This is a genomic window from Streptomyces sp. NPDC018026, assembly GCF_044327745.1.
Taxonomy (GTDB): Bacteria; Actinomycetota; Actinomycetes; order Streptomycetales; family Streptomycetaceae; genus Streptomyces; species Streptomyces rubrogriseus.
The window spans coordinates 548,819-566,013 of the sequence record NZ_JBIRFY010000004.1; the positions used below are offsets into that span (position 1 = coordinate 548,819).

Sequence of the window (17,195 nt, forward strand, 5' to 3'; positions counted from 1 at the left end):
CCGATGCTAAGTACCTCGCCGATCAGGCCGGGCGCACCACGCTGTAGATCGAGGACTCGCCGTCGTAGAAGATCGACTCCTCGCGGACGTACGCGCCCGGCTTCGGGGCGTGGATCATCATGCCGTCGCCGATGTACAGGCCGACGTGGCTGATGTCGTCGTAGAAGAAGACCAGGTCACCGGGTTGCGCCTGGGAGACGGAGACGGTCGTGCCGGCGTTGACCTGGTCGTAGGTGACGCGCGGCAGCGTCACGCCGGCGGCCTTCCAGGCGGCCTGGGTGAGGCCCGAGCAGTCGTAGGAGTCGGGGCCGGTGGCGCCCCAGACGTACGGCTTGCCGATCTGGGCGCGGGCGAAGGCGATCGCCTTGTCGGCCTTGGTGCCGGTCGAGGTGTCGGGCGTCGACGAGCCCGAGGAGTCCGACGAACCGGTGCCGTCGGAGGTCCCCGAGGACCCGGAGCCGCTCTCCTGCTGCCGGGCGGCCTCCTCCCGCCGCTCGCGCTCCGCCTCCTCCTGCGCCGCCTGCTGCTTCGCCAGCTCGGCGGCCTTGCGGGCGGCCTCCTGCTGCTTCTTCTTCTCGATCGCCGCCAGCCGGGCCTTCTCCTCGGCGGTCAGCTCCGAGAGCAGCTCCCGCGCGGTGGCCAGCTTCTTCTGGACGGTCGACTTGGCCGTCTTGAGGTCGGTCTGCGAGTCGGTGAGCGTTTCGAGGCTCTCGGTGGCCTCCCGGCGCTTCTCCATCGTCTCGGACTGCTGGGTGACGTAGTCGTCGACGGCGGTCTTCTGCCGGCCGGTGAGCCGGTTCATCAGCTGGTTCTGGTCGAAGTAGTCCTGCGGCGAGTCCGCGAGTAGCAGCGTCGCGGTCTCCGGGACCGAGGCGCCCGTGCGGTACTGGGCGGAGGCGAAGGAACCCAGCTCCTCGCGCGCGTCGTTGAGTTTCTGGGTGCGCCGGGCGACGTCGTCGAGGAGACCGTCGACCTTCTTGCGCTGCTTGGAGGTCTTCTCCTTGGCCGCGTTGTACTTCTCGGTCGCCGACCCGGCCTGGCGGTAGAGGTCGTCGACCTTCTTCTCGACCTCCTCCAGGGTCGGCCGGTCGTCCGACGGCGTGGCCTGGGCCGTCTGGGACAGCAGGGCGACGGAGGTGAGGGCCGCGGTGGCGAGAGCCGGGGTCCGTATGCCCGCGACGCGGGGACCGGTGGGGCGCGACTTGCGGTGCGACGCCAAGGAGGCGACTCCTTCCAGTGCTCCGCCTACCGGGTTAGCTGTCGGGTTCGGGCGGTGGTTCGGAAGGGTTGCCCTACGGCGGACCGTCCTCGCGTGGAGGGCGGTGCGGCCGATTCACCCCAAGGTCTCGGTGGGTCCCCGGCTCCGGTGCCGTGCGGGCAGGCCGGACTCGGCGGAGGCCGCGCGGACCGGCGAGGTTCGCCGGAGGGGGTCGAGCGGCCTGCCCCGCACCGTAGCCAACTCGTGTGGCGGCTGTGAAGGTTGGTGGGTGATATGCCCGATACATTTTCGTGACCTTTCGTTCGGGCGCCCCCGGGTCGGTCACGAGCGTCACTCTTCGTGGTTCCGCTGGTCGCAGGGCGTGTCCGTGCCGGGGGGCGGTGGGCATTTTCCGGGGTGGCACCGGGTTGTCGGTGGGGCGCCCTAGACTCGGAGAGCGATGAGCAGCCTCTTTGACGACAGCTTCCTGGCGAGCCTCCAGACCCCCCGGGGTCACGAGGAGGAACCCCCGCCGCCGCCCGAGGACGAGCACGGACCGGAGCCGGTTCCGCACGATCTGTTCGGCGGGAAGTTCGACGCGCCTCCGGAGCGGGACACCCACTACCGGGACGGCGCCCCGCGCCCCGCCCTGGACGCCGCGGCCCTCCTGGAGGGGCTGAACGAGAACCAGAGGGCCGCCGTCGTCCACTCCGGCTCCCCGCTGCTCATCGTGGCCGGTGCGGGCTCCGGCAAGACCCGCGTGCTGACGCACCGCATCGCCCACCTCCTGGCCGAGCGGAGCGTCCACCCGGGCCAGATCCTCGCGATCACCTTCACCAACAAGGCCGCGGGCGAGATGAAGGAGCGCGTCGAGCAGCTCGTCGGCCCGCGCGCCAACGCGATGTGGGTGATGACCTTCCACAGCGCGTGCGTCCGCATCCTGCGCCGCGAGTCGAAGAAGCTCGGCTTCACCTCGTCGTTCTCGATCTACGACGCCGCCGACTCCAAGCGGCTCATGGCGCTGGTCTGCCGCGACCTGGACCTGGACCCGAAGAAGTTCCCGCCGAAGTCCTTCAGCGCCAAGATCTCGAACCTGAAGAACGAGCTGATCGACGAGGAGGACTTCGCCGGGCAGGCCGCCGACGGTTTCGAGAAGACCCTCGCCCAGGCCTACGCCATGTACCAGTCGCGGCTGCGCGAGGCGAACGCCCTCGACTTCGACGACCTGATCATGACGACGGTCAATCTGCTGCGCGCCTTCCCGGACGTCGCCGAGCACTACCGCCGCCGCTTCCGGCACGTCCTGGTCGACGAGTACCAGGACACCAACCACGCGCAGTACGCGCTGGTGCGGGAGCTGGTCGGCGTCCCCTCGGAGCACCCCGTCGACGTGCCGCCCGAGGCCGAGGTGCCGCCCGCCGAGCTGTGCGTGGTGGGCGACGCCGACCAGTCGATCTATGCCTTCCGCGGCGCCACCATCCGCAACATCCTCCAGTTCGAGGAGGACTACCCGGACGCGACGACGATCCTGCTGGAGCAGAACTACCGCTCCACGCAGACCATCCTCAGCGCCGCCAACGCGGTCATCGAGCGCAACGAGTCCCGCCGCCCCAAGAACCTGTGGACCAACCAGGGCAGCGGCGCGCAGATCACCGGGTACGTCGCCGACACCGAGCACGACGAGGCGCAGTTCGTCGCCGACGAGATAGACCGCCTCACCGACGCGGGCGAGGCCAAGGCCGGCGACGTCGCGGTCTTCTACCGGACCAACGCCCAGTCCCGTGTCTTCGAAGAGGTCTTCATCCGCACCGGCCTGCCCTACAAGGTCGTCGGCGGCGTCCGCTTCTACGAACGCAAGGAGGTCCGGGACGTCCTGGCCTACCTGCGGGTGCTGGCCAACCCGGAGGACTCGGTGCCGCTGCGCCGCATCCTCAACGTCCCCAAGCGCGGCATCGGCGACAGGGCTGAGGCGATGATCGACGCCCTCTCCCAGCGCGAGAGGATCAGCTTCCCGCAGGCGCTGAAGCGCGTCGACGAGGCGTACGGGATGGCCGCGCGCTCCGCGAACGCCGTCAAGCGGTTCAACACGCTCATGGAGGACCTCCGTACGATCGTCGAGTCCGGCGCCGGACCGGCGACCGTCCTGGAGGCCATCCTCGAACGCACCGGATACCTCGCCGAGTTGCAGGCCTCCACCGACCCCCAGGACGAGACCCGCATCGAGAACCTCCAGGAACTCGCCGCCGTCGCCCTGGAGTTCGAGCAGGAGCGGGCCGAGGGCGAGGAGACCGGGACGCTCGCCGACTTCCTGGAGAAGGTCGCGCTCGTCGCCGACTCCGACCAGATCCCCGACGAGGAGGACGGCGACGGCGTCGTCACCCTGATGACCCTGCACACCGCCAAGGGCCTGGAGTTCCCGGTCGTCTTCCTCACCGGCATGGAGGACGGCGTCTTCCCGCACATGCGCGCCCTCGGCCAGGCCAAGGAGCTGGAGGAGGAACGGCGCCTCGCCTACGTCGGCATCACCCGCGCCCGTGAGCGGCTCTACCTGACCCGGTCGACGCTGCGCAGCGCCTGGGGCCAGCCGTCGTACAACCCGCCCTCGCGGTTCCTGGAGGAGATCCCGGCCCCGCACCTGGAATGGAAGCGGACCGGGGCGAACGGTCCCGCGCCCTCCGCTCCGGTCTCGGGCGTGGCGGCCTCGCTGTCGTCGTCCCGGTCGCGGTCCCGGTCCTCGGCGTCGGGTGCGTCCGGCTTCGCCACGGGCAGGTCGGCCGGCGCCGAGCAGCCCACGGTCTCGCTGTCGGTCGGCGACCGCGTCACGCACGACCAGTTCGGGCTCGGCACGGTGGTCGGAGTCAAGGGCACCGGGTCGAACGCCGAGGCGACGATCGACTTCGGGGACACCAAGCCGAAGCGGCTGCTGCTGCGGTACGCGCCGGTGGAGAAGCTCTAGCGGGGCGGCGCGGGACGGCACGGTGCGGGCGGCGGGCCTGGGCGGAGGCGCCCGGGCCCGGCCCGGTTCGGCTCGGGCTGCTGAGACGTTACGGCGTCACGTCGGGCTGATGCCGTGGCTGCGCAGCCAGGGAAGCGGGTCGATCGACGAACCGCCCGCGGGGCGCACCTCGAAGTGCAGGTGCGGGCCGGTCGAGTTGCCCGAGTTGCCGGAGAACGCGATCGCGTCGCCCGCCTTCACGGTCGTACCGGAGGGGACCTGGTAGCTGGAGAGGTGGCAGTACCACGTCTCCGTGCCGTCCTTCGCGGTCACGATCATCATGTTGCCGTAGGCGCTGTTGTACTGCGTCCGCACGGTGCCGTCGGTCGCCGCCATCACCTTCGTCCCGTACGACACGGGGAAGTCGATGCCGGTGTGGACGGACATCCAGTTGATGCCGGCCTGACCGTAGTACGCGCTGAGGCCGTGCTGCTCCACCGGGAGCGCGAACTTGGGGCGCAGCCGTTCCTTGCGGGCCGCTTCCTGGGCCGCCCGCTTCTTCTCGGCGTCCTGCTGGGCCTTGAGGTCGATGCGCTCCTGCGTCCGGCTGGCCCGGTCGGCGAAGTCGTCGGCCCCGGCGGCCAGGCTGGTGAGCTGGGTGTCCAGCTTGTTGTTGGCGGCGGACGGTTTCACCGGCGCGGCCTCGGCGTTGCCCGGGTCCGGCGCGGACGCCGCGGCCTCCGCGCCCTCGTCGCCGGTCAGGCTGCCCACCGAGGCGGCCGCGATGCCGGCGACGCTCATCACGCAGGCCGACGGCACGGCGATGGTCAGCAGTGCGGAGCGCTTGGCGGGCTGACGGCGACGGGAGCGCGCCCCGGCGCGGGAGCCGGTGCGGGCCGCCGGGATCCGCGCGGCCGGGGTGACCTCTTCCTGGTCGTCCAGCAGGGCGGTCACGGCCGGGAGTTCACCCGTGGCGGCCAACTCGTCCCCGTACGGAGAGGGTTCGGCACCCTCGCCCTCGCCCACGGGCGCGGCGTCCGGGGTGAAATCGTCCGGTACGGGGTGCCCGGCCGGTCGGTCCGGATCCTCGGCCGGGCCGGTGACCGCGGCGTCCGGGTTCCACTGCGTGGCGTCGTAGGCGCCGGTGTCCACCGGACCGCCCGCGAACGCGCCGGTGTGGAAGGTGCCGGTCGTGAAGGCGCTGGTCTCGAAGGCACCAGATTCGAAGGTGCCGGTCGCGAAGGTGCCGGTTTCGAAGGCGCCCGTTTCACAGGTCTGCGTGCCCCAGTCCCACTGCTGGGTCGCGTCGGCCGGAGCGGCGGAGTGGTCCGCACCGGCCCAGGCGCCGGTGTCCCACTGCCCGGTCCCCTCGGCGCCCGTGGCCTGCGGCGACACGGGGCCGGACGGCTGGTAACCGGCCGCCCACGTCGTCGTGTCGTAGGCGCCGGTGTCGAAAGCGGCGTGATGCTGGGCCGCGTACGCGTCGTAGTGCGGGGACTGCTCAGCGCCGGTGGACCACTGGGTGGCGTCGTACGAACCCGTCGCCTCGGGGGTCCCCGCGTAGTGGCCCGGCATGCTGCCGAAGAGGGGGTCCGCGTCGAAGGCCGAACTGTCGGCACCGCCGGTCGAGAAACCGGTGGAGGCGTAGCCGCCGCCGTACGTGGTGAGGTCGCCGTACTGGGCTTCCCCCGTGCCGTACGACGCGTAGTGCGCCGAAGCGGCGTCGGAAGCCGAAGCCGGGGTGGTCCTTGTCCCCGACGGGTGACGGTCGTTCACCAACTTCTCTTTCGCCTCGACAACAGGGGCTGCCAGAGCAGTGCGGCGACTGTACCCGGCGGTATACGGGCACGACAATCTTCGTCAGGTTTCGCGAGCGAAGGAAACGGGCAATCGGCCGTGTTTTGGGGGACGGCGGGCACGAGTTTGGCTTTGTGTTCGAGAATTGTTCGAGTCCGAACGGGTTGCTTCGTTCTCAGGCGACGGTCAGCCCGCCGGATCGTTTGCCCGGTTCCGCGTCCGTTTGCCCGGCTGTCTCCGGTTCGGCGGTGTCGAGTGCCTGTCGAATCCCGGTGGCCACGGCGGGGTGCACGGGCAGGGCGAGGTGGCCGATGCCGCTCACCCGTACGTTCTGCACGCTCAGGTCGGGGTGGTCGAGGCAGGCCGTCTCCAGCGGGTCCATCACGCGGTCCAGGTCGCTCCAGAAGCTGACGAACCGGGTACGGCAGCCGGGCGCCGGACGGGTCAGCTCCTCGATCACGGCCGATCCGGGGCGCATCTGGCGCACGATCGGGTGCGCGTTCGCCAGCGGGACCACCTTGGTGCCGGTGTGTGGCGTACCGAGCGTCACCAGTGTGCGCACGCGGAGGTCTCCGCCGAGGCGCTGCACGTAGTAGCGCGCGATCAGCCCGCCCAGGCTGTGCCCGACGACGTCGACCCTCTCGCTGCCCGTCCGCGCGCAGATCTCCTCGATGTGCCGTCCGAGCAGCTCGGCGGCGGTGCGGATGTCGCAGGTCAGGGGGGAGTAGTTCAGCGACTCGACCTCGTGCCTGCCGTGCTGGGCCAGGCTGCGGCGCAGCAGCAGGAAGACCGAGCGGTTGTCGATGAAGCCGTGCAGCAGGACGACCGGGGGGCTGGCCGGGGCCGGGAGCCTCGGGGGCGGCGGCGACGGCTGCGGGTCCTGGGCGCCCGTCCGGCGCAGGGACTGGGCCGGGTGACGCTCCTGGATGATCCCCGAGGGATAGAGGAGGAGGTGCCCGGCGAGGATCGCGGCCTCCAGGGCGCTGGCCTTGAGCAGGGTCAGGGAGAGGCCGGTCAGGCGGCCCGGGAGGCTTGCCAGCTCCGGCAGTCCCGGGACCGCGGGGAGTCCTGGAAGGCTGGGGAGCCCTTGCAGACCGGGGAGTCCCGGGAGTCCGGGGAGTCCCGGGAGCCCGGGAAGGAGACGCTGGAAGAGCGGGAGAAGGGGCAGTGCTGCCGTGGTGACCTTCATGGGCCGACCTCCTGTCGGCACGCGCAGGGACGCCTCTGTCCCTCGTGTGCCCTCGTGGAGCGCCGTGACACCAGTGACTGGTGCTGTTTGCGAGGTTATGCCTACCCGTGTTTCGGCATGGCGTATCAGAGACCGGTGGGTCTGATGAGGTCTCAGTGGCTCACGGCTCCCCGTGCGCGTGCTGCCGCCGCGCCCTGGAGCGGTGCCCGGCGAACGTGTCCCACCGTGTGATTTCCCCCTCTGTATCCACCGCGAAACTGCCGGTTGCGGGATGCTGGCGATAACGTTCGTTCACTTCCCCCGGACGCTGTGGTGCGGGGATCCGCGCCGCGAGGACGTGAAGTGTGCGGTACTTGTCGGTACGGATGGATGTAGTCGCTTCATGGAGGCAGTGATGGGTGTGGCAGCCGGTCCGATCCGCGTGGTGGTGGCCAAGCCGGGGCTCGACGGCCACGATCGCGGGGCCAAGGTGATCGCGCGGGCCCTGCGCGACGCCGGTATGGAGGTGATCTACACCGGGCTCCACCAGACGCCCGAGCAGATCGTCGACACCGCGATCCAGGAGGACGCCGACGCGATCGGGCTGTCCATTCTCTCCGGCGCGCACAACACGCTCTTCGCCGCCGTGATCGAGCTGCTCCGGGAGCGGGACGCGGCGGACATCCTGGTCTTCGGCGGCGGGATCATCCCCGAGGCGGACATCGCCCCGCTGAAGGAGAAGGGCGTCGCGGAGATCTTCACGCCCGGCGCCACCACGGCGTCCATCGTGGACTGGGTCCGGGCGAACGTGCGCGAGCCCGCGGGAGCGTAGGCCTCGGTTGCGGGGCGGGGCGGGGCTCACGACACCGCCCCGAGTTCCCCGGCCATCGCCGCCCGCAGGCGCAACGTGGTGACGAGCCGCTGGAACGCCTCCGCCCAGTACCCGCCGGCCCCCGGCGACGCGTCCTCCGGCTCGTCCGGTATCGCCAGCAGGCCGTCGAGCCGGTTCGCCTCCGAGGGGTCGAGGCAGCGTTCGGCCAGGCCCATGACGCCGCTGAAGCTCCACGGGTAGCTCCCGGCGTCCCGGGCGATGTTGAGCGCGTCGACCACCGCCCGGCCGAGCGGCGTGGCCCACGGCACCCCGCACATGCCGAGCAGCTGGAACGCCTCGGACAGCCCGTGCGTCGCGATGAACCCGGCGACCCACTCGGCGCGCTCACCGGCGCTCAGCGTGCCGAGCAGTTTGGCCCGCTCGGCCAGGGAGACCGCGCCCGGACCGCCCGCCTCCGGTGCCGTGGGCGCGCCGAGCAGCGCCCTCGCCCACACGCCGTCGCGCTGTCGTACGGCCGCGCGGCACCAGGCGGCGTGCAGTTCGTTCCGCCAGCCGTCGGACACCGGCAGGGCGACGATCTCCTCGGCCGTGCGTCCCGCCAGCCGGGTCGGCCAGGTGGCCAGCGGGGCCGCCTCCACCAACTGGCCGAACCACCACGACCGTTCCCCCCGCCCGGCCGGAGGCTTGGCCACCACGCCGTCCCGCTCCATGCCCGCGTCGCACTCGTGCGGCGCCTCGACGGCGATCGCCGGCGGGGTCAGGGTGCGGTCGAGGGACACGCACGTCGCGGCCCGCGCCGCCATCCGCGCGGCCAGCGCCGAGTGCGGCAGCGCGGACAGCAACTCCGCAGCCGTGGCCCGTACGTTGCGGCTGCGGTCGGCCAGCGCCTGCTCCAGGAACGGCTCGTCCGCCGCCGCCAGCCCCGTCCGCAGCGAGTCGAGGAACATCAGCCGGTCCTCGGCCCGCTCGGTCGCCCAGGTCGACGCCAGCAGTTCGCGGGCGCCGGCCGGGTCGCGGGCGCGCAGGGATGCCAGGAGGGTGACCCGTTCGGCGAACAGGCCCTCGTCCCAGAGCCCGCGCACCCGCTCCGTCGCATCGGACCCCGGGAGTGCGGTCCCTGCGCCGGGCGTCGCGCGCAGGGCGAACCGCCAGTCCGGATTCAGCCGGGCCAGCCACAGGGCTCGGGGCCCCGCGAACGTCAGCGCCGCCGGCCGCAGGTCCGTACGGCCCCGGGCCGCGTCCAGCAGCGCGGGAAGCGCCTGGGGCGGTGCCGCGAAACCGCGGGCGTTCGCCGTCGCCAGCCACTGGGGCAGCAGCTCCATCAGATCGGGCGCGCTGCCTCTGCGGCCACCGCCCGCCGCGCCGGGGCGGTCGGCGAGCAGCGCCGTCAGCCGACGGGCGGCGGCGGCCGGCAGCGGCGGGCGGGGGTCCTCGGGCGCGGGCTCGGGACGCCGGGCCGCGCGGGCCGGTCGCAGCCCGGCGCGGCGGCGGACGGTCTCCGCGGCCGCCGCGTCCAGCAACGCGGCCGAGGCACCGGGCCCGCGCTCGCCACCCGGTGGCGGACGCCGGTCCGTACCCAGCAGCGCCGAGGTGACCAGCTCCTCCCACACACCGGGACCGGCTTCGGCTTCGGCTTCGGCTCCGGTTTCGGGGTCCGGGTCGGGGCCGGTGGCCGCGGTTGCCCGGGAGGTGGCGCCGGGTTCGGCGTCGATCCGGGGACCGGTGTCCGGCCCGGGTGCCGAGGGGTGCGTCGAGGCGGTGGCCGGTGCCGGTGCGGACGGGTCGGTGAGGGCGGGCGTCCTGGTCATGTCGTTCGCCTCCGATTCGAAACGCCTGGGACGGGTCAGCACAGCGGCACCGCAGGCCCGGGTCCGGCCGGCCAGGCCGTCAGCGGCGTGAAGCCGCGGTGGCCGCACTCGCCGAAGACCGTGACGGGCGCACCGCCCGCCAGCGCGACCAGCCGCCACAACCCCGATCGGTTCCCGCCGGCCCCGGCGAGCGGCAACGCCGTGTCCCCGTCGGCGTCCGCCAGTTGCCAGCCGGTGCCGTCCGGTACGGGAACCACTCGCTCCAGAACCACCGGCACCGAGTCCAGCCACGGATCGTCGCGGAGGGCCTCGCCGTACCGGACGGCCGCCTGCGACGTCGTCACCCCGGGCGGGCGTTTCCGCGCGGGTTCGGGCGGTGCGAACCGGCGGCCGAGGGCGGCCCGTCGTTGCCCCGCGCCCGGATACGCGGAGATCTCGGCGTCCAGTGCCGTCCCCACCGGCAGCGTCAGCTCGGGTGCCCGGCCCGCGGCGCCGTAGGAGAGGAGCAGCGCCGTGCGGTCCGACTCCGCCCCGTACAGCCAGACGCGACGGGTCGTCAGCCGGGCGTCCGCGGTGTCGTACTGGGCGAGGACCAGCCAGTGGTCCCGCACCGGAGGGCCGTCCGCGGACGTGGGGAGACCGACGCGTGAACGGACCGTCGCCGCCAGGCCGTCCGGCAGTCGCCCGCGGCCCAGCCAGCCCCGGTCGAGCAGGTGGAGCAGAGCGCACTCCTCAAGCAGCCGTACCGGCCAGCCCTGACCCGACGACGGTATGGTGCCCAGCTCCCGCACGCGCGAGGCCAGCCCAGGCGCCTGGGCGTCGACCATGCGGGCCGCCGTCTCCTCCCACAGCCCGTATCCCGCCTGTTCGGCGCCGGCCAGGCCGGTGCGCAGGAGGTCGGCGAGCCGCTGCTCCAGCTCCGTCGCGCCCGCCGTGACCCGCTCGGCCCGCCGCTCCGCCCGGCGGCGCGCCGCCTCGGGATCGGACGTGGCGGTGGAGGCGGACGGACCCGCGGTCCCCTCCTCCGCCTCCGTGTGCCCGCGCCCGCCCTCCCCGCCCGGCCCTCGCACTGCTGTCCCCACATCGCCCCCTCGTCCCGACTCCCCACCCCGGCGCGCCCCGTGCCGAGTCCTGCCATCGAAGGTAGATCCCCCCACTGACAATGCCCTGTTCGCGATCATGTGCGCGATCATTTCCGCAGGTCAGAGCGATTGTCAGTGGCGTGGTGCACCGTGGATGGCAGATCGAACCGGCCTAGCTGGAGGGGGAATCGGCCATGCCTGCATTCGTTGAACGGACGCCCGGGGCCGAAGTGCCGCGACAGGTGTTGCGGCCGCACGCGGAGCACGCGTTCGCGGCCGAACTGGCCTCGCTGGCCGGACAGGACGACCGTCCGCGTCCGGCCCGCTGGAAGCTGTCGCCCTGGGCCGTCGCCACCTACCTGCTCGGCGGCACCCTGCCCGACGGCACGGTGATCACCCCGAAGTACGTGGGCCCGCGCCGCGTCGTCGAGGTCGCCGTCACCACGCTCGCCACCGACCGCGCCCTGCTCCTGCTCGGCGTGCCCGGCACCGCGAAGACCTGGGTGTCCGAGCACCTCGCCGCGGCCGTCAGCGGCGACTCGACCCTGCTGGTGCAGGGCACGGCCGGCACCCCGGAGGAGGCGATCCGCTACGGCTGGAACTACGCGCGGCTCCTCGCCCACGGCCCCAGCCGGGACGCCCTCGTGCCCAGCCCGGTCATGCGGGCGATGACGGAGGGCGCGACCGTCCGGGTGGAGGAGCTGACCCGCATCCCGGCCGACGTGCAGGACTCCTTGATCACGCTCCTGTCGGAGAAGACCCTGCCGATACCGGAGCTCGGCGAGGAGGTGCAGGCGGTGCGCGGCTTCAACCTGATCGCCACCGCCAACGACCGCGACCGCGGGGTCAACGACCTGTCCAGCGCCCTGCGCCGCCGCTTCAACACCGTCGTACTTCCGCTGCCGGAGAGCGCCGAGGACGAGGTCGACATCGTCACGCGCCGCGTCGACCAGATCGGCCGCTCCCTCGACCTGCCGATGGCACCCGACGGCACCGACGAGATCCGACGCGTGGTCACCGTTTTCCGCGAGCTGCGCGACGGGCTGACGAGCGACGGCCGTACGAAGGTCAAGTCGCCCAGCGGCACGCTTTCCACGGCCGAGGCCATCTCCGTCGTCACCGGAGGTCTCGCGCTGTCCGCACACTTCGGCGACGGGGTGCTGCGGCCCGGCGACCTCGCCGCCGGAGTCCTCGGCGCGGTCGTCCGCGACCCGGGCACCGACCGCGTCGTCTGGCAGGAGTACCTCGAAACGGTCGTGCGCGAGCGCGAGGGCTGGCAGGACTTCTACCGGGCTTGCCGGGAGGTGACCGCGTGAACGGCACCACGGGTGACGACGGGGACTCGAGCTGGACCCGCAGGCAAGGGGGACGGTGTGACGGGCACTGACCGGGCCGGGAGCGGCGGGCCCGACGGGCCGGGCGGCGTCGATGGGCCCGGCGGCCGGCCGGTGCTGCTCGGCGTACGCCACCACGGGCCGGGGTCGGCCCGGGCGGTGCGGGCCGCGCTGGAGGCGACCCGGCCGGGGGTCGTGCTGATCGAGGGACCGCCGGAGGCCGACGCCCTGATCCCGCTGGCCGCCGACGAGGACCTGCGGCCGCCGGTCGCGCTCCTCGCCCACGCCGTGGACGAGCCGGGCCGCTCGGCGTTCTGGCCGCTGGCCGAGTTCTCCCCGGAGTGGGTGGCCGTCCGCTGGGCCCTGGAGCACGACGTCCCGGCCCGCTTCATCGACCTCCCGGCCGCGCACACGCTGGCATGGCGGGCGGCGGACGTCGATGCGGACGACCACGCGGACGACCACGCGGCCGGCCGGGACCCGGCCGGCCGCCCCGGTACCGCACCCGCCGATGTCCGGGGCGACCCGCTCGCCGCCCTCGCCGCGGCCGCCGGGCACGACGACCCCGAGCGCTGGTGGGAGGACGTGATCGAGCACCGGGGCCGGGGAGCGGGGGACGCGCTCGCACCGTTCACGGCGCTGGAGGAGGCCATGACGGCGCTGCGCGAGAAGGGGGAGGAACCCGAGAAGGGGGAGGAACCCGAGAAGGGGGAGGAACCCGAGAAAGGGGAGGAAGGCGGGGAGGACCGCGAGGGCGAGGGCGGTGCCGTGCGGGACCTCGTCCGGGAGGCCCACATGCGGCTCCAGATCCGGGCGGTGCGACGGGAGTTCGCCGAGGGCGTGGCCGTGGTCTGCGGGGCGTGGCACGTGCCCGCGCTGCGTCGCAAGGCCACCGTCGCCGCCGACCGGGCCCTGCTGAAGGGGCTGCCCAGGACCAAGGTGGACATGACCTGGGTGCCCTGGACCCATCGCAGGCTGTCCCGGGCGGCTGGGTACGGGGCGGGGATCGAGTCACCCGGCTGGTACGGGCATCTGTTCGCCGCGGTCGACCGGCCCGTCGAGCGCTGGCTGACCAAGGTGGCCGGTCTGCTGCGGGAGGCGGACAGGATCGTCTCCCCGGCGCACGTCATCGAGGCGACGCGGCTGGCCGAAACGCTCGCGGTGATCCGCGGACGCCCGCTGCCCGGGCTGACCGAGACGACGGACGCGGTGCGGGCGGTGATGTGCGACGGCTCGGACGTGCCACTGGCGCTGGTGCACGACCGCCTGGTGGTCGGTGACGTGCTGGGCGAGGTGCCGGCGGGGGCGCCCGCGGTGCCGTTGCAGCGGGACCTCACCCGGGCCCAGCGGCGGCTGCGGCTGCGGCCCGAGGCGCCGGAGCGGGAGCTGGAGCTGGACCTGCGCAAGGAGACCGACGCGGAGCGCAGCAGACTGCTGCACCGGCTGCGGCTGCTCGGTGTCGGCTGGGGCGAGCCGGTCGCGTCGCGCAGCACGGGCACGTTCCGGGAGACCTGGCGGCTGCGGTGGGAGCCGGAGCTGTCGGTGCGGGTGGCCGAGGCCGGGGTGTGGGGCACGACCGTGCTGTCCGCCGCGACCGCCAGGGCCCAGGCGGACGCCGTGACCGCACGGGACCTCGCCGAGGTCACCGCGCTCGCCGAACGCTGCCTGCTGGCCGAACTGCCGGACGCGCTCGCGCCGGTGATGCGGATACTCGCCGACCGGGCCGCGCTCGACACGGACGTCGGCCATCTCGCCCAGGCCCTGCCCGCCCTCGTCCGGTCATTGCGCTACGGCGACGTGCGCGGCACGGACACCGGCGCCCTGGCGGAGGTCGCCGCGGGCCTCGCCGAGCACGTCTTCGTCGGCCTGCCCGCGGCCTGCGCCGCACTGGACGCCGACGCGGCCGAGGAGATGCGCCGGCATGTGGACGCCGTGCACACGGCCGTGGGCCTGCTCGGTGACGCCCCCGCGCCGGGCCACGGCGACCTGCGCTCCCGCTGGCGAGCCGTGCTGCGGACGCTTTCCGCGCGGGACACGGTGCCCGGCGTCGTCCGCGGGCGCGCCGTACGGCTCCTGCTGGACGACGGCGAGCTGGCACCGGACGAGGCGGCGCGCCTCATGGGCCTGGTGCTGTCGCCCGGGACGCCACCGGCGGACGCGGCGGCCTGGATCGAGGGCTTCGTCGGCGGCGGCTCGGGCGGCGGCATGCTCCTCCTGCACGACGAGCAGCTGCTGGCCCTGGTCGACGCCTGGCTGACCGGCGTGCCCGCGGACGCGTTCACGGACGTACTGCCCCTGCTGCGCCGTACCTTCTCCGCCTACGAGCCGGGAGTGCGCCGCAGCCTCGGCGAGCTGGTCAGGCGCGGACCGCAGACGCGGGGGAGTGTGACGACGGCCGGTTCCGGCATACCGGGCTTCGCGGCGGGCCTAGACCCCGCGCGGGCCGACGCGGTGCTGCCGGTGGTCCGGCTGCTGCTGGGCCGGCCCCCGGCGCCGGACGACAACGACCTGGTGGGGGCGGACACATGAACGGGGACACGACCGGACGCGGGACGGTGAGCGAGCCGGTGGACGACGACGCGGCGCGGGAGCGGCTGCGACGCTGGCGCCTCGTACTCGGCGGTGACCCGGCCGACGGCACCGGCCAGGTGCTCTCCGGACGGGACGCCGCCATGGACGGGGCACTCGCCGCGCTGTACGGAAGAGGGGACGCCCCACGGGCGGGCCGGGACCGTGCGGCGGGGCTCGGGGCCTCCGCACCGGCGGTGGCGCGCTGGCTGGGCGACATCCGGAGCTATTTCCCGTCCCCCGTGGTCCAGGTGATGCAGCGGGACGCGATCGACCGGCTCGGGCTCGCCACGCTCCTGCTGGAGCCGGAGATGCTCGAAGCCGTGGAGGCCGACGTACACCTCGTCGGCACCCTGCTGTCCCTGAACAAGGCGATGCCGGACACGACGAAGGAGACGGCCCGGGCCGTCGTGCGCAAGGTCGTCGAGGACCTGGAGAAGCGCCTCGCCACCCGCACCCGTGCCACCCTGTCCGGCGCCCTGGACCGCAGCGCCCGCACCGCCCGGCCCCGCCCCCGCGACATCGACTGGAACCGCACGATCGGGGCCAACCTCAAGCACTACCTGCCGGAGCACCGCACGGTCGTGCCGGAGCGGCTCGTCGGCTACGGGCGGGCGTCCCGATCGGTCAGGAAGGAGATCGTCCTGTGCGTCGACCAGTCCGGGTCGATGGCGGCCTCCCTGGTGTACGCCTCCGTGTTCGGCGCGGTGCTGGCGTCCATGCGCTCGATCGACACCCGGCTCGTCGTCTTCGACACGGCGGTCGCCGACCTCACCGACCAGCTCGACGACCCGGTCGACGTGCTCTTCGGCACGCGACTCGGCGGCGGCACGGACATCAACCGCGCGCTGGCGTACTGCCAGTCGCGGATCACCCGGCCCGCCGACACGGTGGTTGTGCTGATCAGCGACCTGTACGAGGGCGGCATACGCGAGGAGATGCTCAAGCGGGTCGCGGCGATGCAGGCCGCGGGGGTGCGGTTCGTGACGCTGCTGGCCCTGTCCGACGAGGGCACGCCCGCCTACGACCGGGAACACGCGGCGGCCCTCGCGGCGCTCGGCGCACCGGCCTTCGCCTGCACGCCCGACCTCTTCCCGGAGGTGATGGCGGCGGCGATCGAGGGGCGGCCCCTGCCGATACCGGATGCCGGGTGACGATTTGTCGATCCGAGGTGACCCGATACCCGCGTACAAAACGGATATGACGGGTCGTCGAGAGGGCGGGGCTTGCGCGACCTCCGGATCCCCGTGCGAGTATCGCGCGACGTGTCGATGCGTTGTTCGACGCGCGGCCCGTTCCGCCGCACGGGAGGAAGCTCCCCCTCTTGATCTGGTCAGCAGTCCTGCCCGGAGCCGCTCTGCGCGTCCTGCGCACGGCGGCCGGGCGGCGTGCGCTGCACGTGGCACTGCTGGTGGGCGGGCTGTTCCTCCTCGGCCTGCTCTGCGGAGGGCGGGCCCAGGCGGCCGACGGAGCGACGGGAACCTCCAAGGACACGGTCGGCCGAGTGCTCGACGTCCCCGCGCGGGCGGCGGAACGCCCCGACGCGGTGCTTCCGGACCTGCGCCCCGTCTCCGCGAAGGCCGTCCGGGCCGTGCGGGACCGGGTGGCGCGACCGGTCGGTGCCGCGGTGGAGACGGTGACCGAGGGGGTCGAGAGCGCCGAGGCGGCCCTGCGGACTGAGGCGCCGCCGTTGCGGGTGCTCCCCGACCTGACGGACCGGTCGGACCGGTCGGACCCGTCGGACCCGAGCGACGCCGTGCCAGGCCTCACCGATGTCCCGGACCTGACCGACCTGACCGACCTGACCGACCTGACGGACCTGACCGACCTGAAGGACTTGACCGGCCTGACCAGCCCGACCGGCATCGACCCGACCGAAGGTTCCGGTCGTTCGTCGTCGTCGGCCGTGCCGGAGCCGCGGGCCGAGCCCGCCCCGCCGGTGACGGAGGCCACCGGCGGCGAGGCCCCGTCCGACACCACCGACTCCCGGGCCGTCGAGGGAGCCGGCAGCCCGGTACGCGTCGTCGGCTACGGGCCGGAACCCGGCGTCGGAGCGGCGCCCGCCGCGCACGCACGCACACACCCGGCCGGGACCGCGCACACCGAGTACGCCCCCGCCCGCCCCGCGCCCACCGGCGGCCCCGACGGTGACCCCGACGGCGCGCTCGGTACCGCGTCCGGCGCCGATCAGGGAACGTCGCGGCACGGCGACACCCGTGCGGTCACCCCGCTGCACCGGATCGCCTTCCGGCTGGTGCCCGGCCCCCCAGAGCGGACCGACGCGGCCGGGGTCCGGGAGCCGTACCGGGACATCCCCGTCTCTCCCGCCTAGAGCGCCCGCTTCCTCCGTCGCGCATCCGCCGCGCCCCGGCCGAACCGTCCCGCCCCCCCCCGGCGGACGCACGAGTCGCCTGCGGCCGCCCACCCCGTCGCATCAGCCCACCGGGCTACGCCTCGATCCGGACCCCGCGGC

Annotated in this window: 11 protein-coding genes and 1 riboswitch; of the genes, 6 read left to right on the top strand and 5 right to left on the bottom strand. The window is 73.5% G+C overall.

Translation table 11 applies throughout. The annotated features are described in order from the left end of the window. Positions 1–22: 22 nt before the first annotated feature. Complete coding sequence (locus tag ACH4D3_RS16670; protein ID WP_398322413.1) at positions 23–1,219, bottom strand: NlpC/P60 family protein; 1,197 nt, start codon at positions 1,217–1,219, stop codon at positions 23–25. A 6-nt stretch (positions 1,220–1,225) separates the two neighbouring features. Next, positions 1,226–1,404: riboswitch (cyclic di-AMP (ydaO/yuaA leader) on the bottom strand. Between the two features lie 254 nt (positions 1,405–1,658). On the opposite strand from ACH4D3_RS16670, the gene pcrA reads away from it, so the two are divergent. Continuing rightward, positions 1,659–4,154: a DNA helicase PcrA gene (pcrA, locus tag ACH4D3_RS16675; RefSeq protein ID WP_398322416.1), complete on the top strand. Its 2,496-nt coding sequence runs from the start codon at positions 1,659–1,661 to the stop codon at positions 4,152–4,154. A gap of 96 nt (positions 4,155–4,250) precedes the next feature. Here pcrA and ACH4D3_RS16680 read toward each other — a convergent pair whose 3' ends face one another. Both ACH4D3_RS16680 and ACH4D3_RS16685 read right to left on the bottom strand, forming a co-directional pair. Further along, the gene (locus ACH4D3_RS16680; protein WP_398322419.1) at positions 4,251–5,909 is read right to left on the bottom strand and encodes a peptidoglycan DD-metalloendopeptidase family protein; all 1,659 of its coding nucleotides are present in this window, start codon (positions 5,907–5,909) and stop codon (positions 4,251–4,253) included. A 196-nt stretch (positions 5,910–6,105) separates the two neighbouring features. After that, positions 6,106–7,119: an esterase/lipase family protein gene (locus tag ACH4D3_RS16685; RefSeq protein WP_398322422.1), complete on the bottom strand. Its 1,014-nt coding sequence runs from the start codon at positions 7,117–7,119 to the stop codon at positions 6,106–6,108. A 394-nt stretch (positions 7,120–7,513) separates the two neighbouring features. Between ACH4D3_RS16685 and ACH4D3_RS16690 the strand changes: the two genes are divergently transcribed. After that, the gene (locus tag ACH4D3_RS16690) at positions 7,514–7,930 is read left to right on the top strand and encodes a cobalamin B12-binding domain-containing protein (protein WP_003974171.1); all 417 of its coding nucleotides are present in this window, start codon (positions 7,514–7,516) and stop codon (positions 7,928–7,930) included. A 26-nt stretch (positions 7,931–7,956) separates the two neighbouring features. Here ACH4D3_RS16690 and ACH4D3_RS16695 read toward each other — a convergent pair whose 3' ends face one another. Continuing rightward, positions 7,957–9,738, bottom strand: coding sequence for a DUF5691 domain-containing protein (locus ACH4D3_RS16695; protein ID WP_398322425.1), 1,782 nt, complete (start codon positions 9,736–9,738; stop codon positions 7,957–7,959). 35 nt (positions 9,739–9,773) lie between these two features. Further along, positions 9,774–10,919 (bottom strand): hypothetical protein, encoded by a 1,146-nt coding sequence (locus tag ACH4D3_RS16700; RefSeq protein WP_398322428.1) that lies wholly within the window; start codon positions 10,917–10,919, stop codon positions 9,774–9,776. 95 nt (positions 10,920–11,014) lie between these two features. On the opposite strand from ACH4D3_RS16700, the gene ACH4D3_RS16705 reads away from it, so the two are divergent. The 4 genes from ACH4D3_RS16705 to ACH4D3_RS16720 all read left to right on the top strand — a co-directional run bounded on the left by ACH4D3_RS16705 (position 11,015) and on the right by ACH4D3_RS16720 (position 17,054). After that, the gene (locus tag ACH4D3_RS16705) at positions 11,015–12,136 is read left to right on the top strand and encodes an AAA family ATPase (protein WP_398322430.1); all 1,122 of its coding nucleotides are present in this window, start codon (positions 11,015–11,017) and stop codon (positions 12,134–12,136) included. A 57-nt stretch (positions 12,137–12,193) separates the two neighbouring features. Continuing rightward, positions 12,194–14,683, top strand: a complete 2,490-nt coding sequence (locus tag ACH4D3_RS16710; RefSeq protein WP_398322433.1) for a DUF5682 family protein — start codon at positions 12,194–12,196, stop codon at positions 14,681–14,683. Then, complete coding sequence (locus tag ACH4D3_RS16715; RefSeq protein WP_398322436.1) at positions 14,680–15,876, top strand: VWA domain-containing protein; 1,197 nt, start codon at positions 14,680–14,682, stop codon at positions 15,874–15,876. The genes ACH4D3_RS16710 and ACH4D3_RS16715 overlap by 4 nt, the downstream gene beginning before the upstream one ends. Positions 15,877–16,046: 170 nt before the next feature. Beyond that, a complete protein-coding gene (locus ACH4D3_RS16720) occupies positions 16,047–17,054 on the top strand; it encodes a hypothetical protein (RefSeq protein WP_398322438.1) in 1,008 nt (335 codons plus the stop codon). The last annotated feature ends 141 nt before the right edge of the window (positions 17,055–17,195 follow it).

What these genes read in the sequence shown, in the direction of transcription:
- ACH4D3_RS16715 (WP_398322436.1), top strand. Translation starts at nt 14,680, where the DNA reads ATGAACGGGGACACGACCGGACGCGGGACGGTGAGCGAGCCGGTGGAC.
- pcrA (WP_398322416.1), top strand. Translation starts at nt 1,659, where the DNA reads ATGAGCAGCCTCTTTGACGACAGCTTCCTGGCGAGCCTCCAGACCCCC.
- ACH4D3_RS16700 (WP_398322428.1), bottom strand. Translation starts at nt 10,919, where the DNA reads ATGATCGCGAACAGGGCATTGTCAGTGGGGGGATCTACCTTCGATGGC.
- ACH4D3_RS16695 (WP_398322425.1), bottom strand. Translation starts at nt 9,738, where the DNA reads ATGACCAGGACGCCCGCCCTCACCGACCCGTCCGCACCGGCACCGGCC.
- ACH4D3_RS16685 (WP_398322422.1), bottom strand. Translation starts at nt 7,119, where the DNA reads ATGAAGGTCACCACGGCAGCACTGCCCCTTCTCCCGCTCTTCCAGCGT.
- ACH4D3_RS16690 (WP_003974171.1), top strand. Translation starts at nt 7,514, where the DNA reads ATGGGTGTGGCAGCCGGTCCGATCCGCGTGGTGGTGGCCAAGCCGGGG.
- ACH4D3_RS16705 (WP_398322430.1), top strand. Translation starts at nt 11,015, where the DNA reads ATGCCTGCATTCGTTGAACGGACGCCCGGGGCCGAAGTGCCGCGACAG.